Source organism: Streptomyces sp. NPDC088246 (genome assembly GCF_044741025.1).
Lineage (GTDB): Bacteria > Actinomycetota > Actinomycetes > Streptomycetales > Streptomycetaceae > Streptomyces.
The window spans coordinates 196,012-219,329 of sequence record NZ_JBIURV010000004.1; the positions used below are offsets into that span (position 1 = coordinate 196,012).

A 23,318-nucleotide genomic window follows, 5' to 3' on the forward strand; every position below is an offset into this window, starting at 1 on the left:
CGAGACTATACATCGGCATCGATGTATAATGCTTGCATGCTGGAACTGGCCATCCTGGGATTTCTGTACGAACAGCCGCTGCACGGCTACGAGCTGAAGCGTCGGGTCGCCCACCTCACCGGACACGTCCGCCCCATCGCGGACGGCACGCTGTACCCGGCGATCAAGCGCCTGGAGCGAGCCGGATGGCTGGAGCGCCGGACGGAGCCGGGCAGCAGGGCTGCCCCCCGCCACACGCTGACCCTGACCGAGCAGGGGCGCGAGGAACTGCGGCGCCGGCTGCGGGAGGCCGACGAGACGGACATCAGTGACGAGAACCGCTGGTTCACCGTCCTCGCCTTCCTGCGCCATCTGGCGTCCCCGGCCGAGCAGGCGCAGGTGCTGCGGCGCCGGCTCGCGTTCCTGGAGGAGCCGAGCAGCTTCTTCTACGAGGGCGAGCAGCCGCTCGGCGCCGAGACGTTCGAGGACCCGTTCCGGCAGGGTCTGCTGAGGATCGCCCGCGCGACCAGCCAGGCGGAGCTGAGCTGGCTCGGGGAGACGCTCAAGGAACTCGACGCCTCGCTCTGACGCGGACACACAACGGGCCGCCGCCACCCTCGCCCCCGAACGGGGACGGGGCGGCGGCGGCCCGTACGTATCGGACGGGCAGTCCGTCAGACCGTCCTCACCAGGCGAACGCCTCCGGCGACGGCCCCGGACCCGGGAAGATCTCGTCCAGCGACGCCAGCACCTCCGCGGAGAGTTCCAGCTCCAGCGCCCGCAGCGCCGAGTCCAACTGCTCCTGGTTGCGCGGTCCGACGATCGGTCCCGTCACCCCCGGCTGCGCGAGCAGCCACGCCAGGCCGACCTCGCCCGGCTCCAGGCCGTGCTTGTCGAGCAGGTCCTCGTACGCCTGGATCTTCTCGCGCTGCGCCGAGTTCTTCAGCGCGTCCGCGCTGCGGCCGGAGGCCGAACGCCCTGCCGTGCCCTCGCGCTCCTTCTTCAGCACACCGCCCAACAGGCCGCCGTGCAGCGGGGACCACGGAATGACGCCGAGGCCGTACTCCTGGGCGGCCGGGATGACCTCCATCTCGGCGCGGCGCTCCATGAGGTTGTAGATGCACTGCTCGCTGACCAGGCCCAACAAGCCGCGCCGGGCGGCCAGTTCGTTCGCCTGGGCGATCTTGTAACCGGCGAAGTTCGACGAACCCGCGTAAAGGATCTTGCCCTGCTGGACCAGGACGTCGATCGCCTGCCAGATCTCCTCGAAGGGGGTGCTCCGGTCGACGTGGTGGAACTGGTAGAGGTCGATGTAGTCCGTCTGGAGCCGCTTCAGCGACGCGTCGACCGAGCGCCGGATGTTCACGGCGGAGAGCTTGTCGTGGTTGGGCCAGGCCTCGCCGTCGGCGGCCATGTTCCCGTACATCTTGGTGGCCAGGACCACCTTGTCGCGGCGTTCGCCGCCCTTGGCGAACCAGGTGCCGATGATCTCCTCGGTACGGCCCTTGTTCTCACCCCACCCATAGACATTGGCCGTGTCGAAGAAGTTCAAGCCCGTGTCCAGCGCCGCGTCCATGATGGCGTGGCTGTCCACCTCATTGGTCTGCGGGCCGAAGTTCATGGTGCCGAGGACGAGGCGGCTGACCTTGAGTCCGGTGCGTCCGAGCTGCGTGTACTTCATGGGCACCAAGCCAACGCCTTCGAGTCCGCTCGAAGCAAGGGTGACCCGAACGCACCCTGCCCCCGGCGGAGTGCCGGGGGCAGGGTGTCATGCGAATGTCTTACGCGGCCGAATGCCTCAGGCGGTCACTTCAGGTACACGATGCCGTCGGTGGTGACCGCCGGCCGGCCCGATGTGGCCACGACGACGATCTTGACGGTGTGCTTGGCGCTGCTCGACCAGCTCTTCGTCCACAGCGCGTCGCGGTACTTGGTGGTGCTGGACTTCAGGTCCACCGTGGACACCTTCACGCCGTCCACATAGACGTACACCTGGCCGGAGGTGGCAGCCCGCGAGGCCACCAGGGCGACCGAGCGGCCGGTGAACGTCCAGCTCAGGCTCGCGTTCTTGGACGAGCTGGAGTACGACTTGCCGCCGAGGTAGCTGGACGAGGACTTCGTCGTCCACGTGCCCGTCTTCGTCGCCGAGCTCTCCTGGACGATGACCGGTGTGCCGGAGACCGACGCGGCGGCGGTGTTGCCCGCCTGGTCGTACGCGGTCATGGCCCAGCTGGTCGCCACACCCGACTTCGCGGTGTGCGAGGCGCTGGTGGTGGTCGGGCCGTAGGTCTTGGCGAGGGGGGCGGTGAGCCTGACCTCCTTGAGCGCAGCGGCGTCGGTGGCCTTCCACTTCAGGGTGAGCGGGACGGCTGTGGTGTTCACCGTGCCGGTGCGCAGGTCCAGGCTCGGCTTGGTGGTGAAGGCGGGTGCCGTCTGGTCGGCGACCACGGTGGCCGCGGCGGACGTGGTGACCTTGCCCGACTGGTGGGTGGCGCGGACCTGGACCTGGTGGCTGCCGACGGCCAGCGTGGCCTTGGCGGAGGTGGCGGTGCCCGTCGTGGTGGCGACGACCTTGCCGTCGACCAGCAGCTCGTACGTGGAGATGAACGCGCTCGGGGTGCTCGCCGACCAGCCCACGGTGACCGCGGACTTGGTGTAGTACGTCGTGCCCGAGAGCCCGGCGCCGGTCACCGACTTGACGGCCAGTCCGGTGACGGGGCCCGCGGCGAGGCTGCGGATCGCGGGCAGCTGCCCGTACAGCTTGAGGCCGGGGCACTGGGTGTTGAAGCCGTCGCGGTGGCCGGAGATCTGGTTGAAGGTGTACTTCGTCCCGGCGGTGAAGGCCTTGCCGAAGTTGTTGCCACCCGTGGCGCCCGCGGTGAGCGTCGTGGTGCCCGCCGGGTTGCCCTTGTACTGGCCGAGCTTCCACGCGGCGATCCGGGCCACCGAGGTGGTCACCGCGCTGGGGGCGGCCGAGTCCGTGTACGTGCCGATGACCGCGACGCCGGCCGTCTGCCGGTTGAAGCCGTAGGTGTGCGCGCCGAAGACCGGCCGGTCCACCCCGCCCTTACGGCCCTCGAAGATCGTCCCGCACTTGTCGACCAGGAAGTTGTAGCCGATGTCCTTCCAGCCCTCGCTCTTGATGTGGTACGCGTACACGCTGCGCACGACGGCCGCGGAGTCGGCACACGAGTACGTGTTGGTCCCGGCGGTGTGGTGGACGAAGACCGCCTTGACGGTGTCCGTGTACTCCGGCGCCTCCGGGCTCATCGACTCGTCGGCGCCCCAGCCCGCACGCGAGGTGATGGGCGGCTTGGGCACGGTCGAGGGCGGTGCGGGCGGCAGAGTGTCGGTCGGGGACGCACTCACGGACGCCGAGGGGCTCGGGCTCACCGGGGGAGTGGGTTCCGCCGTGGCCGAGCCGGAAGCGCTCGGTGACGCCGGGTCGGACGGTATGGGCTCGGCGGGCGGTTCCGTGCTGTCGCTCGGCGCGGGCGGCTCGGTCGCGGCCGGGTCCGACGGGTCGGCGGAGGGGTCGGTCGTGGCCTCGGCCGCGGGGATGTCGGCGGCGAATGCGGCCGGGTCCGCGTTCAGGGTGCCGCTCCGGCCCGGGTCCACGGTGTCCAGCCGCAGCCCCGCGGGCAGCTTCGTGGAGACCTTGCCGCCCGCGTTGATCCGTACCTCGACACCGTTGGAGGGGCCCACCCAGCGCGGCTCGGTGCTCCCTCGTACACCGGACCGGCCGGTCTCCGTACGCCCGTCGACATCGGTTTCGAGCGACAGCCAGGACGTCCAGTTCCCGTTGGCGGCGGACCTGGTCCGTACCTCCACGGCTCCGGTGACCTTGGCCGCCGGGTCGGTCCAGGTGATGCCCAGCATGCTGAACGGCTTGGTGTCCCGCTTGCCGAGGGTGGCCGAGGTGCCGTGGTCGTCGACCTTCAGCGCGGTCGCGTGCACGTCTGCCTTGGCCGGGCCGGGCTTGGCGTCGGCGTCCACCGAGGAGTTGCCCGTCACCCCCTCGAAGACCAGGACGCCCGCCACGGCGGACGTGGCCAGGGCAGCCGTGATCCAGATTCTTCGCTTCGATCTCAAGTCGTACCCCAAGGATCGTTTTCGGACATTTGGTTCGTCAGGCGCTGCGCCAGGCGACAGCTGGTCGCGATGGGACCAGTGGGGGGTACGAGTGCTACCGCGCATGCAGCGGAGGCTTAGCTTGCCATGCCTCTCCGACAGCCGGACCCTCCCCCCTGCTCCTGCCGTCCGCGGATGGCTCAAATTCCACTTGCGTTCACTGCCGGGCAAACCGGTCCAGCGCCGCCAGCACCGCCCGGCTCGTCGCCGGACCGCCCAGATGCCCCGCACCGTCGATCACGGTCAGCTCCGCGTCCGGCCATGCCTTCGCCAGCTCCCACGCGGTGATCAGCGGTCCGCCCAGGTCGAACCGCCCGTGCACCAGCACGCCCGGAATCCCCGTCAGCCGCCCCGCTTCCCGGATCAGCTGCCCCTCATCCAGCCAGGCGCCGTGGGAGAAGTAGTGCGAGCAGATCCGCACCAGCGCCAGCCGGTCCCGGCCGGGGCGCCCGCTGTACGGCAGCGGTCCGGTGTACGTCTCCTGGGAGAGCACCGCGTCCTCCCAGGCGCACCAGTCGGCCGTCGCCTTCTCCCGCACCCCGGCGTCGGGGCTCTCCATCCGCCGGGCGTACGCGGCGAGGACGTCCGGGGTCGCGTCCCCCTCGGCCTCCGGCACCCCGGCCCGGAACAGGTCCCAGGCCTCGGGGAAGATCTGGCCCGCGCCCCGGTACAGCCAGTCGATCTCGGAGCGCCGGGTCGTCGTGACGGCCGGGATCACGATCTCGGAGACCCGCTCCGGGTACTGCTCGGCGTACGCGAGGATCAGCGTCGAGCCCCAGGACCCGCCGTACAGCAGCCAGGTATCGATCCCGAGGTGGCTGCGCAGCCGCTCCATGTCGGCGATCAGCCGGCCGGTCGTGTTGTACCGCATGTCGGCGGCCGGGTCGCTCGCGTGCGGCGTGGAGCGGCCGCAGCCCCGCTGGTCGAAGAGGACGACGCGGTAGCGGTCCGGGTCGAAGTACTGCCGGGGCCACTCCCTGCACCCCGACCCCGGACCGCCGTGCACGACGAGTGCGGGTTTGCCGTCCGGGTTGCCGCACGCCTCCCAGTACACGAGGTTGCCTTCCCCGACATCGAGCATGCCGTGCTCGTACGGTTCGATCGGCGGGTACTTCTCGTCGGGCTTGCGGTCCATGGCGCGGTGGCTCCCTCGGCTCGGCGGGCAAAGGGATCAGCGTATGGCGGGCGTAGCCTGATCGCCGTGAATTCCGAACTGGCCGTACTCGACGACCTGCTGACCGCCGCCGCCCACGAGGACCGCGGTGCGCTGTGGCAACTGGCCGAGCAGGGCCGGGAGCTGGATGCCAATCTGGTACGTCTTCCGCCGGGCGCGGAAGTAGGTGAGCATCAGGAGGACGTCCTGGACGTCCTTCTCGTCGTCGTCGCGGGCAGCGGCCGGGTCGTCGCCGGGGGCGACGCGCTGAACCTGACGCCGACCAGCGTCGTCTGGCTGCCCCGTACCTCCCGCCGCGCCCTTGCCGCAGGACCGGACGGTCTGGCCTATTTGACCGTCCACCGCCGCCGCCCAGGCCTGACCATCAAGCCCTCGGTTGCGCCCTCGGCCGGGTACGAGGGCGGCGAGGCGCCCTGCATGCTGGGCCGGGTCTGCCCCGAGTGCGGCCGGCTCTCGCAGGACCCGGAGCCGGTGTTCTGCAGCCGGTGCGGGGAGCGGTTCGCCGGTCACTGACCGCGCGGCGCCGGACTCCCCCGTACGGGCAAAAACAGTAGGGACATTAGCTCTCGTACAGAGTTAAAATGGACAGGTGGCGGCGGGTGATCTACCCGATGAGCTCGCCGGACTTCTGCCCCGCATCCAGAGGCTCGCCCGGCGGCGGCTGTGGAGCGGCCTGCCGGTGCCCCGGCTGCGCGGGGCGCACGCCGAACTGCTGCGGCTGGTGGCCGACCGACCCGGCATCCGGATCTCCACAGCCGCACACAGTCTCTGTCTCGCGCCCAACTCGGTCAGCACCCTGGTGAACCACCTCGTCGCCGAAGGACTGCTGCGACGGGAGAAGGACCCCGGAGACGGGCGGGCCGCGCTGCTGCATCCGACCCCCGCAGGGATCGGGAGGCTGAGCGACTGGCACGCCCGTCGCGAGGCGCTCTTCCGCGAACACCTGGCCGGACTCGACGCGGCCGACCGGGCGGCACTCGCCGCCGCACTCCCGGCCCTGCACAGACTCGCCGCCTCCCTGCGAAGCGAAGGGGATGAGACCGCGTGACCACGGAAACCGCCCCCGCCCTCAACTGCACCGGTCTGAGCTACAGCTTCGGCGACGCGAAGGCCGTCGACGGCCTGGACCTGCTGGTCGGCCAGGGGGAGGTGTTCGGCCTCCTGGGGCCCAACGGCGCGGGCAAGACCACGACGATGCGCGCGATCACCACGCTCCTGCCCGTACCGCCCGGCGTCATCGAGGTGTTCGGCCATGACGCGGCCCGGCAGAAGATGGCGGTACGGCGCCTGCTCGGCTACGTACCGCAGCAGCTGTCGGCCGACGCGAGCCTCACCGGCCGGGAGAACGTCCAGCTCTTCGCCCGCGTCTACGACGTGCCCCGCCGCCAGCGCGCCGCGCGGGTCTCCCAGGCGCTGGACGCGGTCGGCCTCGGCGATGTCGCGCACCGGCTCGCCGCCACGTACTCCGGCGGCATGGTCCGCCGCCTCGAACTCGCACAGGCCCTGGTCAGCGCGCCCCGGCTGATGATCCTGGACGAGCCGACCATCGGCCTGGACCCGATCGCACGGGACAGCGTCTGGGACCGCATCACCGAGATACGGGTCGGCACCGGCATGACCGTGCTGGTCACCACCCACTCCATGGACGAGGCCGACCAGCGCTGCGACCGGCTCGCGCTGATGCACCTCGGCAGACTCCGCGCGCTCGGCACCCCCGCCCAGCTCAAGAGCGAGCTCGTCGCCCACCGCCGGGAATCGGGCGAGACGGGCCGTCCGTCACCATCCCTGGAGGACGTCTTCCGCCACCACTCCGGAGCCGGACTGAACGACCCCGGCTCCGGCTCCGGCTCCGGTTCCGACGAAGCGAAAGGAGCGTTCCGAGATGTCCGCCGTACCCGTCGCACCGCATCCCGCCTCGGTTGAGTCCGTCCCGCCGGATCAGCGGTTCGCGTTGCTGCTGACCCCGCCACCGCCCCGCACCGGCTGGCGCGTCGTACCCGCGCGCGTCACCGCGATGTGCGTCGTCGAACTGCAGAAACTGCGCCACGACCGCACCGAGATCTACACCCGCGCCGTCCAGCCCGCGCTCTGGCTGCTGATCTTCGGCGTGACGTTCTCCCGTATCCACGCCATCCCGACCGGCGGCGTCCCCTATCTCGACTTCCTGGCGCCGGGCATCATCGCCCAGTCCGCCATGTTCATCGCGATCTTCTACGGAATCATGATCATTTGGGAGCGGGACTCGGGCGTCCTCACCAAACTCATGGTCACGCCGACGCCCCGGACCGCCCTGGTGACCGGCAAGGCCTTCGCCGCCGGGGTGAAGGCCGTGATCCAGGCGGCGGTCGTCATCGTGATCGCCGCGCTGATCGGTGTCGGCATGACCTGGAACCCGTTGCGGCTGCTCGGCGTGGTCGTGGTGGTCCTCCTCGCCTCGGCGTTCTTCTCCTGCCTGTCGATGTCGATCGCCGGGATCGTCCTGACCCGCGACCGGCTGATGGGCATCGGCCAGGCCATCACGATGCCGCTGTTCTTCGCCTCCAACGCGCTCTACCCGGTCGCCCTGATGCCCGGCTGGCTCCAGGCGATCAGCAAGGTGAACCCGCTGAGTTACGAGGTCGACGCCCTGCGCGGACTGCTCATCGGCACCCAGGCCCACCTGGGCCTCGACCTCGCCGTCCTCGCGTTCGCGGCACTGGTCGGCATCGTCGCCGCCGGTTCGCTGCTGGGCCGCCTGGCCCGCTGAGCACTGCAGAGCCGTCCGGCCCGCAGCTGGGTGTCGGAGCCGGGCTCAGCGGTGTCGACGTCCTGCGTGCAAGGAATGAACCGTGAGGGCATGAATCGGCCGTTTCTCATCGGCAGCTCCGCTCGGACGTGGTCGTGGCCCGCTCCTCGTCGTCGGTGTCGCGCGGCCCGCTGATGCGGTCGATGATGGCTGTTGAGGGGTTCTCCACGTGCTCGGCGAACGACGGAGAAGCCCGCGGGGGCTGGAGACAGCGACCGGGCCGGGCCCGGTCGGCCGCCGGTTCGTCCCTGACCGCCACCCGGAGGGCGCCATGGGTAAGGTTCTCGGCGATGTCCTGGGCCTGGCGGCCGGCGTCGCGATCAGTCCGCTCCCGATCATCGCGATCATCCTTGTACTGGTCACGCCCCGAGGGCGGCTCAACGGGCTGCTGTTCACCGTCGGCTGGGTCGTGGGGTTGTCGGTGCTGGGCGCGGTCATGCTGGTGATCGGCGGCCCCGGCGGCGCGTCCGCCCAGCATCATCCGGCCACCTGGGTGGGCGGCCTCAAGCTCGGGCTGGGACTGCTCCTTGTGCTGTTCGGCGCCCGGCAGTGGCACCGGCGCCCCGCCCCCACCTCGGAGGCGCAGCTTCCGAGATGGATGGCCGCGATCGACCGCTTCACGCCGGTCAAGATCTTCGGCCTCGGGCTGGCCCTGTCGGCGGCCAACGTCAAAAACGCCTCGCTGACCATTGCGGCGGCTGCCTCCATCAGCTCGGCCGGCCTCCCCGAGGGGGAGCAGATCGCCTCGCTGGCCGTCTTCGTGGTCATCGGTACCCTCGGACTGCTGACCCCGCTCGCGGTACTGCTGTTCACGGGGGAGCGGGCGACGGCCGTGCTCAGCGGCTGGAAGGACTGGACCGCCCGGCACAACGTCGCTGTGATGGCAGTCCTGTTCTTCGTACTCGGCGCGAAACTGCTCGGAGACGGCATCGGCATCCTCGTCTCCTGACCGGCGACCACGCACTGCCGGACCTCCGGTTACGCCTATCCCGTGCGCGGCCGGTCGAACCAGATCGTCAGCAGCGTGGGTACGAGCCCCACCCAGAACAGCACCTGCGGAACACCCCGGTCCGTCCACGGCACCGCCGCGATGGCCACCGCGCACAACGTCCCCAGCACCGCCTGCACCAGCACCAGCCGGGCCCAGAACATCCGCTGCAGCAACGACCGCACGCTCAGCTGCACCCCCGCGCGCAGCTTCCGGTAGCGCCACCACGTGCCGAACGCCCAGACCACCCCGATCCACGCCAGCGCGTAGAGCTGCCGGCCGAGAGGCAACGGCAGCGGATCGGGAGTTTCCCCGTCGGACGGGAACAGGTCGATCGTCACGCCCGCTATCAGCAGGCTCAGCACGGCGAGCCACCGGGTGCGGCGCAGCATCTGGAACACCGCCCGGTCCAGCCCGAGACGCAGCCCCGCCGAGCCCGGGTCGGCGGCCAGCGCCGACGCGTACACCTCGGCCCGCTGCTTCGGCTTCACCCCGGGCGCCGCGGCCTGCCTGTCCGCGTGCTCGCGCAGCGCCCACGCGTCGGTGGGGTCGATCCGCAGGGTCTCGCGCACACCCAGCTCGACGAGGTCGCTCCGGCCGTTGCACAGGGCGGCCTTCCACAGCGCGTAGTAGGCCCCGGTCTCTTCCGGACCGAGCCGGACCGCCTCCTGCGCTGCCGTCAGCGCCTCGGGCCAGCGAGGCTGCCAGGCTTCGAGTGCCTCGGAGAGCGCGACGTACGCCTGCCACATGTGCGGGGCGAGCCGCACCGCCTCCTGTGCCGCCGCGAGGGACTCGTCGGGGCGTGTCGTCCGGCGCATCCCGTAGGTTCTTACGATCAGTGCGTCGACGTACTCCGGGTCGATCGTCAGCGCCGCCCCGGTCGCCTCGATGACCTTGTCGTACTCCTTGACCCGTAGATGACAGCGGGCCAGTTTCGCCCAGGCATGGGCGTCCTCGGGGTCCTGGGCCAGCCGCTTGGCCAGCAGTGCCTTCGCTTCGTCGACGCGGTCGAGCGAGAGCAGCGCGGACGCCCGCTCGGTGAGGTCCTGCCCGGCGGCGGTCACAGTTTGCGCTTCCTCTTCAGGTAGGCCAGCAACTCGTCATACATGCCGCCCTCGTTGGCGAACATCGCCACATTGCGCGCCGAGGCGAACCACGGATCGGTGGACGGACGCACTTCCTTCGCCGCACCCAGCAGATCCTTCATGTTGATCATCCGGACCACACCGGTACGGGTCGAGTCGAGCAGCGCCCGCTCCGAAGCGGACTCGCAGACGTGGGCCAGATCGGCGCCCGACAGATCCTCGGTGACCTTGACCAGTTTGCCCAGGTCGACGGATTCGATCGGCCGGTCACGCAGGTGGTAGCGGAGGATCGCCTCGCGCGCCGGCGCGTCCGGCGGCAGCACGAGCAGCGTCCTGTCCAGCCGGCCGGGGCGCCGCAGCGCGATGTCCACGTCCCAGGGGACGTTGGTCGCGGCGAGCACGAACACCCCCTCGTTGGCCCCGCCGACCCCGTCCAGTTCGGTGAGCAGCTGATTGACGGTGTTACGCATCCCGCCGTGCTGCATACGGCTGCGCTTGGCGCCCAGCGCGTCCACCTCGTCGAGGAACAGCACGCACGGCGCCTGGCGGCGGGCTGTCTCGAAGACCTCGTGCATATTGCGCTCGGAGTTGCCCATCCACATGTCGAGCACATCGTTGATCGACACGGACATGAAGCTCGCCCCGAGCTCACCCGCGACGGCCCGCGCGATGAACGTCTTCCCGCACCCGGGCGGCCCGTACATCAACAGCCCGCCGCGCAGGCTCTTCCCGTACAGCCTGCCGAGTTCGGGGTTGCGCATGGGAGCCAGGAACGCGGCTTCGAGGCGTTCCTTGATCTCCTGCATGCCACCGACGTCGGCGAGCGTCACGGAACCGGGGGTGTCGACCTCCCAGGCGGTGGCGTCGCCCGGATCACCGCTGCCGTCGGCGGCGAGGGGCGCCTCGGGGGCGCCAACCCCCGGGCCGGCAGCGCGGGCGGGGGTCACGAAGCGCGGCGGGACGGCGCCCGCGACCTCGTTCTCGGCGGCGGCCCAGTCGAACCCGGCGGAGGGGCCGGGCGCGGCGGGTTCCTCCGGCTTCTCGGCCTTCTCCGCCTTGTCGTCGGCCGGGGTGGGCAGCCCCATCGCCCGCATCATGAGCGCCCGCGCGCCCGCGTCCCCGGGCGCGTGCTGCAACGCCACGGCGGCCTCGGCGACGGCGGCCTCGCCCAGACCCTCACCGAGCAACAACTCGGCTAGGTGCAGGCGCAGCGGTACGTCGGCGGGCGCCGCGGCGACAGCGGTCCGCATGCTCTGGATCAGGGGCGACTCGTTGGACATGCCAACACCCTACGGAGCGGGTCCGACAGCCTGGGATGCGGCCTTACTGCGCGGCGTACGGGAGGAAGTCGGCCCAGGCAGCGGGGGAGAGGGCGAGGGCGGGGACGGTCAGGTCCTTGGAGTCGCGGACGCGGACGGTGTGGGGGCAGGTGGTGACCTCTACGCAGTTGCCGCTGTCGTTGCCGCTGTAGCTGGACTTGGTCCAGGCGACGGCAACCTCGATGCAGTTGCCGCTGTTTTCGTCGCTGTAGCTGGACTTGAACCAGTTGAGGTCGCTGCTCATACTTCCTCTGCCGCCTCTTCGATCACCTTCACAGACGCTTCCGGGCTGAGCGCCTGCGCCCGCAGAATGCCATATTTCCCGAACAGGTTTCCCAGGTCGGGCTGTTCGCTGATGAAGAAGCTGCCGCCCTGGCCCTCGATGTAGGCGAGCTGGCGCCGTTCTTCCGTCTCCAGCAGGACAAATGGTCCGTCTAGGCCAACGTGAGTCTTACGGTCTGGAGACATCACCTGCATCTGCACGTGTCGCAGCTGGGCGATCTCCAGGATGTGGCGGAGTTGCTTTCTGCGCACTTGAGGGCCGCCGATAGGACGGGTGAGAGCGCTCAGCTCCAGAACGAAACCGATATCCGGAGCGGGCCTGCGAGTGAAGAGACGTTGGCGTTCCAGGCGGGCCGCGACTCGCCCCTCGACCTCTTCGTCGTCGACCGACGGGTATGTATGGCCGAGTACCGTGCGGGCATAGTCCTCGATCTGAAGCAGACCAGGCACCACGTGCGTCTCGTACTCATGCCGACTGGAAGCGCGCGCCTCCTCCTCGGCGAACTCCGTGAACCACGAGGCCAAATGGCTGACTGGCAGCTTGGCCGCGGCGGCCAGCAGTGCACCTTGTGCACCCAAAACCTGGTCTGCGCACGGTACGAATTTCCCCCTTGGCGGTCGCTTCCCCCGCTCCACCATCGCCACCTGCGACTTGGAGAAACCAATCTTCAAGCCCAGGGCCTCCTGCGACAGCCCGACTCGGTCCCGGAAGAAACGCAACAACGCCCCGAACATCTCGGCGTTACCGCTCCCTTGGCCACCGGAGTGCACAACCCCACCTCCCGAGTACACAACAGTGCACGGACGCCCTGTGTCCCTGGTCACAGTAGGTGTCGACCGGGAGGCTTTCCCCATGGAACGGAAAAGTTCACCCGCCCAGGCGCCCTCGTGGGTACCCGCGTCCGGACACGCCCTGCGTCACGTCGGCATTCACTTCGACGCGGTACGGATCCCCGGCGTACTCGGCGAGCAAGTCGCTTACGAGATCATGCAGTTCACCGACTTCCGGGCAGGCCCGATCGTGCGGTCGGGGATTGGGGAGCGCAGCATGTACTTCCTGTTGCCGCCGCGAAGCGCCCGCGCACACCGGTGGCCGTCGGGGGCGCAGATGATGGGGTGCTATGGGCAGAACGCAGCATTCGTCGGGGTGCCCGCGCTGCACGGACTGACCTGGCCGCTCGACTGGCGCTCACTGCCCACGGCCGAGGCGCCGTTCGTGGACGCAGGCCTGCTGCACGAACTGGTCCTGGAGGTGACGGCCAGGGAGGGGTAAGGGCGTGATCAGGACCCGGAGCGTGAGTTACAGGCTGCGGCATCTCCCGTGTCCAGCGCCTTCTGAGCTCGGCGAGACGGAAGAGAATGCGGAGCGCGTCCTGACGAGGAATCTTCAGCAAGTCTCGCTGTGCGCGCGAAGTGAACCGCATGACGTATCCCATGAGGTCAGAGCGCAGATCGGAGGAGTGCGGCCATCTCTTCCACGGAGACCGAACCGTTGAGGCCCTCGGACTCGGCCTCGTCGGCCAGTCGGTTGAGCCACTCTTCCTCGTGCTGCTCGGAGACCTGCTTCAGGCGTCGGTATTCGTCGATATCGACCAGCACGGCTTCGCTCTTGCCGCGGCGGGTGATGATCGTCGGGGTCCCCTCCCGTCGCGCGCGGTCGATGACATCGGCGAGGTGACGGCGGACCTCTGCCATGGACTCAACGACAGGCTCACTCATGTAGCGAATGCAGTAGGTGCACAACTGTCGTACGAGAGATGTGATCGAAAGGGGACAAGGCTCCCGCAGCCTGCGGTACGGTGATCGCGTCATGACGCTCTGTGCTGCACCTGGATACAGGGCGGCCCCCGGGGGTGCTACCAACACCACTCCGAGGGCCTTCACCACGAGTGGATACAGGAGTCCACCGGGATGCTTCGGCATGCTATCGCGCCCTCTCGGCGCTACACGAAGGCTTCGCACGACGTCGTGCGCCATCCGCGTCTGGGTAGTGACGCGAAGGTTCTCCTCCTGCACGTACAGGGGCTTCCCGAAGACCAGGCCGGGCAGGCGCTCAGTGAGCATGCGAAGAATCTCGGGATCACTGGACGGGCGTACCAGAAGGCCAAGAAACAGCTGGTGGAGAACGGTTTCGTGCATGAGCGGCGGCGGCAGGTGGGCCGGGGTCACTGGGCCACCGACCAACTCTGCTCGAACGTCCCTCTCGCGGCGGAACAGGCCCGACGGGTCCTGGGCGGGCTGGTGGTGGCGCCTGCGCCCCAGCCGAGTACGCGGGAACGGACGGTCGGTCAGCCGGGGGTTCGGGCGGCCGGTGACTCACTACCGGTGGAAGAAGAACGTGAGAAGAACTATCCCCACCCACCCTCCGAAGCCGAGCCCGAAGCCGAGCCCGAAGCCGAGCCCGAAGCCGAGCCCGGTCGCGACAGCACACCTGACCCCGAACTGAACGTGACAGAACGACTCCTGCTGTCACTTCGCCACGCAACACCCCAGCTGCACCTGGGAGTCCGCGAGGCCCGGGGGCTCGCCGAGCTCGCCGCGGAGTGGATTCGGCGCGGCATCACGACCACCGACTTACATCGGGCCCTGACCAGCGAACTGCCCCCGGAGGGCGTGCGGTCAGCGGTCGGATTCCTGCGCCATCGCCTCGTACAGAAACTCCCGGAACCCCCGGCGCCCACCACCGCCCGCCCCGCGACACCACCCCACGTCAGGGAACTCGTCCCCTGCGCCGGTCCTGGCGAGGATCACGTCTTCCGGGCGGTGGGGGACGAAACACACTGCGCCCCGTGCCGCCAGGAGGAGGCACGGGCATCCTGGGCCACCCAAGCAGCCGCGTACGCGCAGCAGCCTCCCCACATCCCTTGGCGCGAACGCGTCGCCTCCCTCGCGGCGAACCGGGCCGAGACCGCCTGAAGGGCAATCGGCGGTGCACCAGTATCGGCCGAGCCGGGGACCTGGGACCTTCTCATCGGCAAGGCGGCCTGGGGCCCCGCGGGCCGGTCGACGCTCGACCGTGCTCTGGCCTCCGGCTGAACGTTCTCCCGCCCGCCGCTCGGCCCACTGCCCGGCGTCGGCGGAGGGGTGACGCCGGGCAGCGCGGATCTGCTTCCCCGCCGGGCTCGTGGCCCGGGTTGGGGTGCCGCAACAGGTGTCGGGCCGTTCAGGCTTCGACAGCGGCCTGTTCGGGAGCGCGGGCCGCATCGTCCTTCGCGGTGCCGGACGCACTGTGGCGCACCGCCGGGATGACGAGGGCGATCGCCGCGGCGACCAGGGCGACGCCGCAGCCGATGATCAGGCCGGTGCGGAAGCCGCTCTCCGAGGTGAAGCTGTAGCCGCCCGCCGTGGTGGTCATCTGGGACAGGACCACGCCGATCACGGCCGCACCGATCGAGGTGCCGAGGGAACGCATCAACGTGTTGAAGCCGTTGGCCGCGGCCGTCTCGGAGAGCGGCACGGCGCCCATGATCAGGGCCGGCATGGAGCCGTAGGCGAGACCCACACCGCTGTTGATGACCATGAGGGACAGCATCAGCCCCCAGGCGGAGCCCATGAGGACGAGGGAGAGGCCGTACCCGGCGGCCAGGACCAGGACGCCGCAGATCAGGGTGAACTTCGGGCCCCGGGCGTCGGTGAGCTTTCCGCCGAACGGAGAGACGATCATCATCATGACGCCGCCGGGGGCCATCCAGAGGCCCGCCGCCAGCATCGACTGGCCGAGACCGTAACCGGTGGCCTCGGGGAACTGGAGCAGCTGAGGCACGATCAGCATGCTGGCGTACATGCCGAAGCCGACGAAGATCGAGGCGACGTTGGTGATCAGCACACGGGGACGGGCCGTGGTGCGCAGGTCGACCAGTGGGTCACGGGTACGCAGTTCCCACGCGCCCCAGGCCAGCAGCACGACGACGGCGGCGATGAACAGGCTGAGCGTCGTCCCGGAGGCCCATCCCCACTCGGCGCCCTTGGAGACGGCGAGCAGCAGGCAGACCAGGCCGACGCCGAGGCCGAGCGCACCGGGCGCGTCGAAACGCTGTCCCTTGGCGCTGGCCGGGACGTCCGGGATGAGGAACCAGATCAGGGTGGCGATGGCCACGGCCAGGACGGCGGAGCCCCAGAACAGCACGCGCCAGTTCGCGTACTGCGCGACGGCCGAGGCGATCGGCAGGCCGAGGCCGCCGCCGATACCCATCGACGCGCTGACCAGGGCGATGGAGGAGCTGAGCTTCTCGGCGGGGACCACGTCACGGAGCAGGGCGATGCCGAGCGGCACCATGCCCATGCCCATGCCCTGCAGACCACGCCCGACGATCATGGGTACGACGGACGACGCGAGGGCGCAGACCACCGATCCCGCGATGAGGGGCACTGAGCAGGCGAGGAGCATCCGGCGCTTGCCCAGCAGGTCACCGAGGCGTCCGGTGACGGGCACGCACACCGCCCCCACCAGCAGGGTCACCGTGATCACCCAGGCGGTGTTCGCGGAGCTGGTGTGCAGGATCTGCGGCAGTTCCGCGATGAGCGGCGTGACCAGGGTCTGCATGATCGCGGCCACGATGCCGGCGAATGCCAGCGTGGCGATCACGCCGTTCGCGCGGGTCGATGCTTGGGGGGCTCCCATGTCGGGACTCCTCGGATGGCTGTCGGGTATCGAATTGCATCGTACATGGCTTGTGTATCGCGCACATAATGTGTGCGATGCATAGTCGTGTGAGAGGATGAAGCGGGGCCGCTCCGAAATGAAACGTGCCGGCGGCCCGGCAAGGAGCGAGAGGCAGCGGTCGCAATGGTCAGGGCTACGCAAGAGGTCGAGTACGAGCAGATGCTGCTCAGCCGCCATGGACTTCTGCATCACAGGAACGGCCGCCGCGAGGACAGCCGGCTGGAGCGGAGCGCCTACATCCTGCTCAACCGCATCCGTGTCCAGGGGCCGATGTCCATCGGAGAACTGAGCGACGCGTTCGGGCTCGACGCCTCGACCCTCAACCGGCAGACCGCCGCGGCGAAGCGCGCCGGTCTCGTCGAGCGCATACCCGACCCCGAGGGCGGCATGGCCCGCAAGTTCCGCATCACCGACGAGGGTGCGCGCATGCTCGACGATGAGCGGGAGCGCAATACGAGCTCGCTGGACCAGATCATGTCCGACTGGTCCGAGGAGGACGTCTCGGCCTTCGCTGCGTACCTCAGGCGCTTCAACGCCGACATCGAGCGCCTGAGCGGACGCCGGTGGCCGCGCCCCTGAGGTCCGGACGGCCACCTCGGACGACGCGGTGTCCTCATTCTGAAACGACCAACTGGAAGTCACCCCGGATGAGGGCGTGCAGGTGCTGGTCGTGCCATCCGTCCGCGTGCGGCAGCGCGCTGCGCATGGTGCCTTCGAGGGAGTACCCCGGCCTTGTCCGCCACTCGGCAGGACGCCGGGTCGGCCACCGAGTGGCACAGCCGCAGCCACGTCGCCGGTCATACCCAGGTCTGACGCCGCAATCCAGGCCCTGGTCCGATGCCGTGGACGGGGGGCCAGGACATGGTCGGCGGTATGACCACGCTGCCACGGAACACCGCCCCCGAATCCTTGCCCGCAGCAACCGCGACGGCTGCCGCTCCCGCTCACGCCTCCACCGCCCTCGGCCGCATGCTCCCGGTGGAGGTCATGGAGGCCTTTCCGGGCCGCTGGGTGGGCGGCGTCGCCATGGTGCTGGGCCCGCTGCTCATGCTGGCCGGGGCCCTGGTGCGGGTCCGCTCCGACTTCTTTTTTCCCGCTCAACTTGCCGCGTACGAACATGATCCCGGGCTGATGGCCACCTCGTACGCCCTCTTCGACGCGGGCAATCTGCTGCTCTGGCCCGCCGTGGCCGTGCTTGCCGCCCGGATCGGAACCCGCAGTCCTGGCTGGGGTCTGTGGGGCGGAGTGCCGGCCATGTCCGGGCTGTTCGCCCGTACCTTTCACGCCGGAGCGGACCACATGGCTTTCCGGCTGACCGACGCCGAGGGCGCCGAGGCCGCCACCCGGGCCGTCTCCGAAACGTACGGTGCCTTCCAGATCTTCTCCGCGCTGAACCTCGCCATCCTGGCAGGCTGGCTGGTGCTCGCCCTCGGCGCCTGGCGCACCCGGACACTCGGCCCGGTACGCGCGTTCGCCCTCGCGCTGATGGCGGCCCTGCCGTTGGGCGTGCTCAAGGGCACCACCCCGCTGTCACTGGTGGCCCTCGTGGGGCTGACCGCCGCCCTGCTGCCGCTGGGCTTCGGACTGCTGCGGGAAGGCCCGCGGCCCAGCCGGGCCGCCGTTCTGCGCTGGGTGCCGCTGACGCTGGTCACACTGGCGCTGATGGTCTTGCTGGGACAGGCGGGCTGAGTGGGCCGGGACAGATACGGTCGTGCCATGAACCGCACGGGCGGCTGCCATCTCTACGCCGTCGACCTTGCGTCGGCTGTCGCCGTGAGCGCGATCTATGCCGGCTTTGCGGGCATGACCGCAGCCGACGGGCAGCCGGTCTACGACGGCCCGGCCTGGCTCCTGTGGCTGATCGTCGCTGCCGTCGGTCTGCCCATCGCGTTGCGCCGCCGTTGGCCGCTGCCGGTCATGGGCGTCGTACTGGCGGCCCTCACCGCCGCTTCCGTCCTGGACCTGACGCGCGAGCCGTACGCGGCGGCGGGCCTGGCCGCCTATCCGGTGGGCCTGGCGGAGCCCGCCCGCCGCTCGGTGACGGCGCTTGCGCTCGCGCTGCCGGTGGCGGCCGGCGGGGTGTACCTGGACGAGGCGGTGATCACCCCGGCCGGGGACCGGCAGGGAGCCGCGGGCCTGGCCGCCCTGGTGCTGGTGGTGATCGGCGGTGCCTGGACGGCGGGCTTCGTCGTACGCTCCCGCCGGGCCGAGGCGCAGCGGCAGGAGCAGCGACGGGCCGAGCGCGTACTCAACGAGGAACGGCTGCGCATCGCCCGCGAGTTGCACGACATCGTGTCGCACAACCTCAGCCTGATCGCCGTCAAGGCGGGCGTCGCCGCCCATGTGGCCCAGGCCGATCCGCAGGAGGCCCGGACCGCACTGAAGGTCATAGAGGAGACCAGCAGGGCCGCACTGACGGAGATGCGCCGCACTCTTGGCGTACTGCGCACGGAAGGTGCCCCGTTGAGGCCGGCGCAGGGCCTCGGTGACCTGGCCCGACTGGCCCAGGATGCGCGCCGGGCGAGGGTCGACGTGGACCTGACGGTCCGCGGAGCGGAATCCCTCGCGGAGGGTACGCAGCTGACGGTGTACCGGATCGTGCAGGAGGGTCTGACCAATGTGGTCAAGCACGCTGCACCGACTCGCTGCCTGGTCACGGTCGAGGTCGCGGTCGCGGCGGACGGCGGAGAGGCCGTCCGTATCGACGTGGTCGATGACGGGCCTTCGGACGGCACACGCCCACCAGCCCGGGAACTGCCGGGCGGACATGGGCTGATGGGCATGCGGGAGCGGGCACTCATGTACGGCGGGAGCTTCGAGGCCGGTCCTCGGACCGGGGGCGGCTTCGCCGTGTCCGTACGGCTCCCGATCGACGGAGGGAGCCCGTCATGACCGAGCCGACAGTTCCCGGGCAGGCCGGACCGGCCTCCGCCGCCCCGGATCCGGGCCCCGTCCGCGTCCTCATCGCCGACGACCAGGCCATGGTCCGCGGCAGCTTCCGCGTCCTCGTCGACCACACCCCCGGCCTGACCGCCGTCGGCGAGGCGGCGACCGGCACCGAAGCCGTCGAACTCGTCCGTCGCGAACAGCCGGACGTCGTCCTCATGGACATCCGCATGCCAGGCCTGGACGGCATCGAGGCCACCCGCCGCATCTGCGCCGATCCGTCCACAGTCGGCGCCCGCGTCCTCATCCTCACCACCTTCGACCTGGACGAGTACGTCTATGCCGCCCTTCGCGCGGGCGCGGCGGGCTTCCTCCTGAAGGACACACCGCCGTCGGAGGTCCTGAACGCCATCACCGTCATCGCCGCCGGAGACTCCCTCCTCGCCCCCTCGGTCACCCGCCGCCTGATCGCCGACTTCGCCCGCCGCCCCGAGCCGGGCCGCCCACCGGCCCGCACCCTCGACGGCGTCACGGACCGCGAGCTGGAGGTCCTGAGCCTGATCGCCCGCGGCCTCTCCAACGCGGAACTGGCGGAGCACCTGCACCTGAGCCTCGCCACGGTCAAGACCCACATCGGACGCCTGCTGTCCAAGCTCCGGGCGCGCGACCGCGCGCAGCTGGTGATCGTCGCCTACGAGACGGGCTTGGTGACCTCCGGCCGGCCGGGACTGTGACGTTGTCGTCGGCGCGGCCCGTGGGAATGCTGTCGCCCACTCCGCCGTCGGGGGAGGCGGCGCCCTCTCTTGCCATCGGGTCGAAAAAACGTAGAGGTGCACGGCGCCGGCGGACATGATGACGGCATGGACAATCGTGCGCTCCCCGCAGAGGCCCTGCTCGTTGTGGACGTTCAGAAGGCCGCCGTCCGCGGTGACAGGGCAGTACCCGAGACGGCCCGGCTCCTGGACCGGACGGCAGACCTGATCGCACGGGCGCGAAGGAGCGGGGCGCTCGTTGTCCACATTCAGAACGACGGGCCGGCCGGAGCGGGCGACGAGCCGCACACGCCCGGTTGGGAACTTCACCATCCCGTCGAGACCGGCCCCACTGAGGTCGTGATCCGTAAAACCGAGGACAACGGGTTCGACGGGACTTCGCTGGGCGGTCTCTTGACCGAATCGCAGGTACAGGCGCTCGCCATCTGCGGTGTGATGTCGGAGATGTGTGTCCAGGCGACGGCCCGCGCAGCCCTGGCGCTCGGGTATCGGGTCGTCATGCCGCACGACGCCCACGCGACGCAGGACATTCCGGCGGCCCCCGGAATCAGCGACCGCATCCCGGCCGCCACGGTCTCGCGGGTCGCCGAATGGGCTCTCGGTGACGAGCTCGAAGTCACCGCTCGGGCCGCAGACGTCATGTTCACGGCCCTGCCCTCGCGGTCCTGCTGAAACACTCGGCAGTCGGGCGGCAGGCAATCGCTCGTCAGGACTCGGTGGTTCGGCGGAACAGGGCCGTCCAGAGGAACGGCTCGCCGAAGTGCGGGGACTCGGGCGGTTCGTCGTGCATGCGGCGGAGTTCGATCTCCGTCAGGTCGGAGAAGATCCGGCGCAACGACTCCGGTGTGTAGGCGAGGCCGCCTTGCAGGCCGGCCCGGTCGTAGAAGGAGGCGTCGGGGAGTTCGGAGCCCATGCCCTTCTCGCCGGCTGCGAAGCAGGTGAGGGCGAGGTGGCCGCCGGGTGCGAGGCAGCGGTCGAGCAGGGCGAGGTAGCTGATGCGGCGGTGGGGCGGCAGGTGGTGGAAGCAGCCGGAGTCGTGGACCAGGTCGTACGGGCCGGTCAGTTCGGTCGCCGCCAGGGTGAACGCGTCACCGCAGTGGAATCGGACGTCGGCCCCCGCCTCGCGGGCGCGGTCCTCGGCCCATGCGATGGCCGCCCGGGACAGGTCCACCGCGTCGACCTCGAAGCCCAGGGAGGCGAGGTGAAGGGCGTTGCGGCCCGGGCCGCAGCCGAGGTCCAGGGCGCGGCCCGGGGTGATCAGGCCGCGGTCCAGGTACGAGACGAGGTTCTCGTCGGGCTTCGCAACGAAGAACGGGACGGGCTTCGTCCGGTCCGCGTAGAAGCTGTCCCACCAGGAGGCCCCGTCGGCCGTCCACCGGTCGGCCTCCCGCGTGAACAGGCCGTCCAGGAGCCTGAGTACGTCGTCCACCGTGCGTATGTTCCGGTCCATGCGGATCCCCTTTCCAGGAGGGAAATCGTAGATCCGTCCGGCGTCGGAGACCTGGTGGGGAAGTGTCGGCGAATGCCGTTGGTGGGCGCCTTGCGGCCCGGGGCGGGTTGGTTGGCAAACCCCCCTCGCGCGTGACCCTTTTGGGTGTGGGTGCACCCGTGGAGTGACGCGAAAGGGGGCTCTCCGGGGTCGCTGAGGGGTCTTTTGATCAGGAGCAGTTACTCGGGGACCAGGCGCCCTCGACCCAGGTGCGCGTGGCGCTCGGGGGCACCGGCCTCCGTAGATCCAAAATTCAGACGGTAGCAGCAACGATTCGATGGGCAATCGGACTTGAACGAAGCGCCGCCCTACGCGTGCCCGAGCGCGTGGCGGTGACACCACCGGCGGGGCAGAGCGTGGAGAGTGGGGGAAGCGGTACGGACGACGAAGGAGGACCAATGGTGGGTGTCGTGGCGAACCAGCGGAACAGGGCGGTCGGACAGGCCGTGGAGGGTCCGGGGGCACGGGACCGGCTCCTGTGGGCCGGACGCCAGTTGTTCGCCGCGTACGGGTACGCGCACACGAGCGTCGAGGCTCTGTGCGAGCAGGCGAAGGTGCCCGTCCACATCTTCCAGCAGGAGTTCGTCTCGCGGGAGGTGCTCCTGATGGCGATCTACGACGAGGTGGCGACCTACGGGCTGCGCTCCGCCGAGAACGCCCTGATGGCCGAGGGCATGGAGGACTGCCCGACGGCGGAACGGGTCCGGCTGCTCTTCGACGCCTATGTGAAGGCGGTCACCGAGGACCCGCGCGCGGCCCGGGTGGCGTTCGTCGAGGTGCTGGGGGTGAGCCGGGAGGTGGACAAGCACCTCGCGACATGGCGGGCGATGTGGATCGACTTCCTGACCTCCGAGGCCGAGCGTGCCGTGCGGCGGGGCGAGGCGGTGGCGAGCGACCACACCGTGACCGTCACTGTGCTGAACCACTCGGTGGACGAACTCATGGCCCATCACGGCCGCCGCCCCAGGCAGGTCGACGCCGAGTGGCTGACCGATGAGCTGACCCGTCTCTCACTGGCCATGATCCTGCCGTCCTGACACACCCCGTTGCCGGGTCGGCAAATAATGGGGAGATGGATGAACAAGGCGGAGAGCGCGCAGAGCGTACGGACGACGAGATCTCGACCGTCCTGACAGGCGTCGGGCCGCGGCTGCGCGCCCTGCGCCAGGAACGCGGCACGACCCTGGCGCAGCTCAGCGAGACGACCGGGATCTCCCTCAGCACCCTCTCGCGTCTGGAATCGGGCGGCCGCAAACCCACGCTCGAACTGCTGCTGCCACTTGCCAAGGCGTACGGGGTGCAGCTCGACGAGCTCGTCGGCGCACCCGCCACCGGCGATCCACGTATCCATTTCCGCCCCTTCACCCGGGACGGCATGACCTTCGTGCCGCTCACCCGGCACCTCGGCGGGCTGCACGCGTACAAGCAGATCCTGCCCGGCGGTCGCGGGGCGACGGGTCCGCTGGAGCAGCGGGTGCACGAGGGGTACGAGTGGGTGTACGTACTCGCGGGGCGGCTACGGCTGGTGCTGGGCGAGCACGATCTGGTGCTCACGGCCGGCGAGGTCGCAGAGTTCGACACGCGTACGCCGCATGCGTGGGCCAGTGCCGGACCCGATCCGGTCGAATTCCTCAGCCTGTTCGGGCAGCAGGGGGAGCGGATGCATGTGAGGGCCCGGCCCACGGGGTCGGAGCGCTGAGATGCCGGGAACCCGGTGACGGGCGGGTTCTCAGAGGCGGGGGCCGGGCGGGAAGCCCGTCCAGC

General features: G+C 69.9%; 26 protein-coding genes and 1 pseudogene. 15 read left to right on the forward strand and 12 right to left on the reverse strand.

Going from position 1 to position 23,318, the window contains the following annotated elements; all coding sequences use genetic code 11:
• Positions 1 to 36 precede the first annotated feature (36 nt).
• Positions 37 to 567 carry a PadR family transcriptional regulator gene (locus ACIPEK_RS08440; RefSeq protein WP_401992306.1) on the forward strand — a complete coding sequence of 177 codons (531 nt, stop codon included), beginning with the start codon at positions 37 to 39 and terminating at the stop codon, positions 565 to 567.
• A 97-nt stretch (positions 568 to 664) separates the two neighbouring features.
• Here ACIPEK_RS08440 and ACIPEK_RS08445 read toward each other — a convergent pair whose 3' ends face one another.
• The 3 genes from ACIPEK_RS08445 to pip form a co-directional block, all read right to left on the reverse strand.
• Positions 665 to 1,660, reverse strand: coding sequence for an aldo/keto reductase (locus ACIPEK_RS08445; protein WP_401992309.1), 996 nt, complete (start codon positions 1,658 to 1,660; stop codon positions 665 to 667).
• A 125-nt stretch (positions 1,661 to 1,785) separates the two neighbouring features.
• On the reverse strand, positions 1,786 to 4,071 hold the full coding sequence (locus ACIPEK_RS08450) for an N-acetylmuramoyl-L-alanine amidase (RefSeq protein ID WP_401992312.1): 2,286 nt from the start codon (positions 4,069 to 4,071) through the stop codon (positions 1,786 to 1,788).
• Positions 4,072 to 4,267: 196 nt separating this feature from the next.
• Positions 4,268 to 5,245: a prolyl aminopeptidase gene (gene pip / locus ACIPEK_RS08455; protein WP_401992315.1), complete on the reverse strand. Its 978-nt coding sequence runs from the start codon at positions 5,243 to 5,245 to the stop codon at positions 4,268 to 4,270.
• Positions 5,246 to 5,311: 66 nt separating this feature from the next.
• Between pip and ACIPEK_RS08460 the strand changes: the two genes are divergently transcribed.
• The 4 genes from ACIPEK_RS08460 (at position 5,312) to ACIPEK_RS08475 (ending at position 8,030) form a co-directional block, all read left to right on the forward strand.
• Positions 5,312 to 5,797 carry a hypothetical protein gene (locus ACIPEK_RS08460; protein WP_401992318.1) on the forward strand — a complete coding sequence of 162 codons (486 nt, stop codon included), beginning with the start codon at positions 5,312 to 5,314 and terminating at the stop codon, positions 5,795 to 5,797.
• Between the two features lie 76 nt (positions 5,798 to 5,873).
• Positions 5,874 to 6,332, forward strand: coding sequence for a MarR family winged helix-turn-helix transcriptional regulator (locus tag ACIPEK_RS08465; protein WP_401992321.1), 459 nt, complete (start codon positions 5,874 to 5,876; stop codon positions 6,330 to 6,332).
• The gene (locus tag ACIPEK_RS08470; protein ID WP_401992324.1) at positions 6,329 to 7,207 is read left to right on the forward strand and encodes an ABC transporter ATP-binding protein; all 879 of its coding nucleotides are present in this window, start codon (positions 6,329 to 6,331) and stop codon (positions 7,205 to 7,207) included. Before ACIPEK_RS08465 ends, ACIPEK_RS08470 begins: the two co-directional genes overlap by 4 nt.
• On the forward strand, positions 7,167 to 8,030 hold the full coding sequence (locus ACIPEK_RS08475) for an ABC transporter permease (RefSeq protein ID WP_401992327.1): 864 nt from the start codon (positions 7,167 to 7,169) through the stop codon (positions 8,028 to 8,030). The genes ACIPEK_RS08470 and ACIPEK_RS08475 overlap by 41 nt, the downstream gene beginning before the upstream one ends.
• A 106-nt stretch (positions 8,031 to 8,136) precedes the next feature.
• On the opposite strand, the gene ACIPEK_RS08480 is transcribed toward ACIPEK_RS08475, so the two are convergent.
• Complete coding sequence (locus tag ACIPEK_RS08480) at positions 8,137 to 8,328, reverse strand: hypothetical protein (protein WP_401992330.1); 192 nt, start codon at positions 8,326 to 8,328, stop codon at positions 8,137 to 8,139.
• 12 nt (positions 8,329 to 8,340) lie between these two features.
• Here ACIPEK_RS08480 and ACIPEK_RS08485 point away from each other — a divergent pair, with 12 nt between their 5' ends.
• Entirely contained in the window at positions 8,341 to 9,018 is a 678-nt protein-coding gene (locus ACIPEK_RS08485; RefSeq protein ID WP_401992333.1) for a GAP family protein, read from the forward strand.
• Positions 9,019 to 9,053: 35 nt separating this feature from the next.
• On the opposite strand, the gene ACIPEK_RS08490 is transcribed toward ACIPEK_RS08485, so the two are convergent.
• The 4 genes from ACIPEK_RS08490 to ACIPEK_RS08505 are packed head-to-tail and all read right to left on the reverse strand — an operon-like array spanning position 9,054 to position 12,478.
• Complete coding sequence (locus ACIPEK_RS08490; protein WP_401992336.1) at positions 9,054 to 10,121, reverse strand: tetratricopeptide repeat protein; 1,068 nt, start codon at positions 10,119 to 10,121, stop codon at positions 9,054 to 9,056.
• The gene (locus tag ACIPEK_RS08495; protein WP_401992339.1) at positions 10,118 to 11,422 is read right to left on the reverse strand and encodes an ATP-binding protein; all 1,305 of its coding nucleotides are present in this window, start codon (positions 11,420 to 11,422) and stop codon (positions 10,118 to 10,120) included. The genes ACIPEK_RS08490 and ACIPEK_RS08495 overlap by 4 nt, the downstream gene beginning before the upstream one ends.
• 43 nt (positions 11,423 to 11,465) lie before the next feature.
• Positions 11,466 to 11,705, reverse strand: coding sequence for a DUF397 domain-containing protein (locus tag ACIPEK_RS08500; RefSeq protein WP_401992342.1), 240 nt, complete (start codon positions 11,703 to 11,705; stop codon positions 11,466 to 11,468).
• Positions 11,702 to 12,478 (reverse strand): helix-turn-helix domain-containing protein, encoded by a 777-nt coding sequence (locus tag ACIPEK_RS08505; protein WP_401992345.1) that lies wholly within the window; start codon positions 12,476 to 12,478, stop codon positions 11,702 to 11,704. Before ACIPEK_RS08505 ends, ACIPEK_RS08500 begins: the two co-directional genes overlap by 4 nt.
• A 118-nt stretch (positions 12,479 to 12,596) precedes the next feature.
• On the opposite strand from ACIPEK_RS08505, the gene ACIPEK_RS08510 reads away from it, so the two are divergent.
• Positions 12,597 to 13,016, forward strand: a complete 420-nt coding sequence (locus ACIPEK_RS08510) for a hypothetical protein (protein ID WP_401992348.1) — start codon at positions 12,597 to 12,599, stop codon at positions 13,014 to 13,016.
• A 167-nt stretch (positions 13,017 to 13,183) separates the two neighbouring features.
• On the opposite strand, the gene ACIPEK_RS08515 is transcribed toward ACIPEK_RS08510, so the two are convergent.
• Positions 13,184 to 13,438 (reverse strand): type II toxin-antitoxin system Phd/YefM family antitoxin, encoded by a 255-nt coding sequence (locus tag ACIPEK_RS08515; protein WP_401992351.1) that lies wholly within the window; start codon positions 13,436 to 13,438, stop codon positions 13,184 to 13,186.
• A gap of 216 nt (positions 13,439 to 13,654) precedes the next feature.
• Between ACIPEK_RS08515 and ACIPEK_RS08520 the strand changes: the two genes are divergently transcribed.
• Positions 13,655 to 14,659: a hypothetical protein gene (locus ACIPEK_RS08520; RefSeq protein WP_401992354.1), complete on the forward strand. Its 1,005-nt coding sequence runs from the start codon at positions 13,655 to 13,657 to the stop codon at positions 14,657 to 14,659.
• A gap of 247 nt (positions 14,660 to 14,906) precedes the next feature.
• On the opposite strand, the gene ACIPEK_RS08525 is transcribed toward ACIPEK_RS08520, so the two are convergent.
• Positions 14,907 to 16,364, reverse strand: coding sequence for an MFS transporter (locus ACIPEK_RS08525; protein ID WP_401992357.1), 1,458 nt, complete (start codon positions 16,362 to 16,364; stop codon positions 14,907 to 14,909).
• Positions 16,365 to 16,529: 165 nt separating this feature from the next.
• Between ACIPEK_RS08525 and ACIPEK_RS08530 the strand changes: the two genes are divergently transcribed.
• Positions 16,530 to 16,985, forward strand: coding sequence for a MarR family winged helix-turn-helix transcriptional regulator (locus tag ACIPEK_RS08530; RefSeq protein ID WP_401992360.1), 456 nt, complete (start codon positions 16,530 to 16,532; stop codon positions 16,983 to 16,985).
• Positions 16,986 to 17,019: 34 nt separating this feature from the next.
• Here ACIPEK_RS08530 and ACIPEK_RS08535 read toward each other — a convergent pair.
• A pseudogene (locus tag ACIPEK_RS08535) lies at positions 17,020 to 17,191 on the reverse strand (GNAT family N-acetyltransferase); the annotation flags it as partial.
• An 88-nt stretch (positions 17,192 to 17,279) separates the two neighbouring features.
• Between ACIPEK_RS08535 and ACIPEK_RS08540 the strand changes: the two are divergent.
• The 4 genes from ACIPEK_RS08540 (at position 17,280) to ACIPEK_RS08555 (ending at position 20,737) form a co-directional block, all read left to right on the forward strand.
• Positions 17,280 to 18,095 carry a hypothetical protein gene (locus ACIPEK_RS08540; protein WP_401992363.1) on the forward strand — a complete coding sequence of 272 codons (816 nt, stop codon included), beginning with the start codon at positions 17,280 to 17,282 and terminating at the stop codon, positions 18,093 to 18,095.
• Between the two features lie 27 nt (positions 18,096 to 18,122).
• A complete protein-coding gene (locus ACIPEK_RS08545) occupies positions 18,123 to 19,298 on the forward strand; it encodes a sensor histidine kinase (protein ID WP_401992366.1) in 1,176 nt (391 codons plus the stop codon).
• Entirely contained in the window at positions 19,295 to 20,026 is a 732-nt protein-coding gene (locus tag ACIPEK_RS08550; RefSeq protein WP_327273715.1) for a response regulator transcription factor, read from the forward strand. The genes ACIPEK_RS08545 and ACIPEK_RS08550 overlap by 4 nt, the downstream gene beginning before the upstream one ends.
• 126 nt (positions 20,027 to 20,152) lie before the next feature.
• Complete coding sequence (locus tag ACIPEK_RS08555; RefSeq protein WP_401992372.1) at positions 20,153 to 20,737, forward strand: cysteine hydrolase family protein; 585 nt, start codon at positions 20,153 to 20,155, stop codon at positions 20,735 to 20,737.
• Between the two features lie 34 nt (positions 20,738 to 20,771).
• On the opposite strand, the gene ACIPEK_RS08560 is transcribed toward ACIPEK_RS08555, so the two are convergent.
• Positions 20,772 to 21,515 (reverse strand): class I SAM-dependent methyltransferase, encoded by a 744-nt coding sequence (locus tag ACIPEK_RS08560; protein ID WP_401992375.1) that lies wholly within the window; start codon positions 21,513 to 21,515, stop codon positions 20,772 to 20,774.
• Between the two features lie 437 nt (positions 21,516 to 21,952).
• Between ACIPEK_RS08560 and ACIPEK_RS08565 the strand changes: the two genes are divergently transcribed.
• Positions 21,953 to 22,591 carry a TetR/AcrR family transcriptional regulator gene (locus ACIPEK_RS08565; RefSeq protein ID WP_383070518.1) on the forward strand — a complete coding sequence of 213 codons (639 nt, stop codon included), beginning with the start codon at positions 21,953 to 21,955 and terminating at the stop codon, positions 22,589 to 22,591.
• Between the two features lie 35 nt (positions 22,592 to 22,626).
• The gene (locus tag ACIPEK_RS08570) at positions 22,627 to 23,253 is read left to right on the forward strand and encodes a helix-turn-helix domain-containing protein (RefSeq protein ID WP_401992378.1); all 627 of its coding nucleotides are present in this window, start codon (positions 22,627 to 22,629) and stop codon (positions 23,251 to 23,253) included.
• Positions 23,254 to 23,318: the final 65 nt, after the last annotated feature.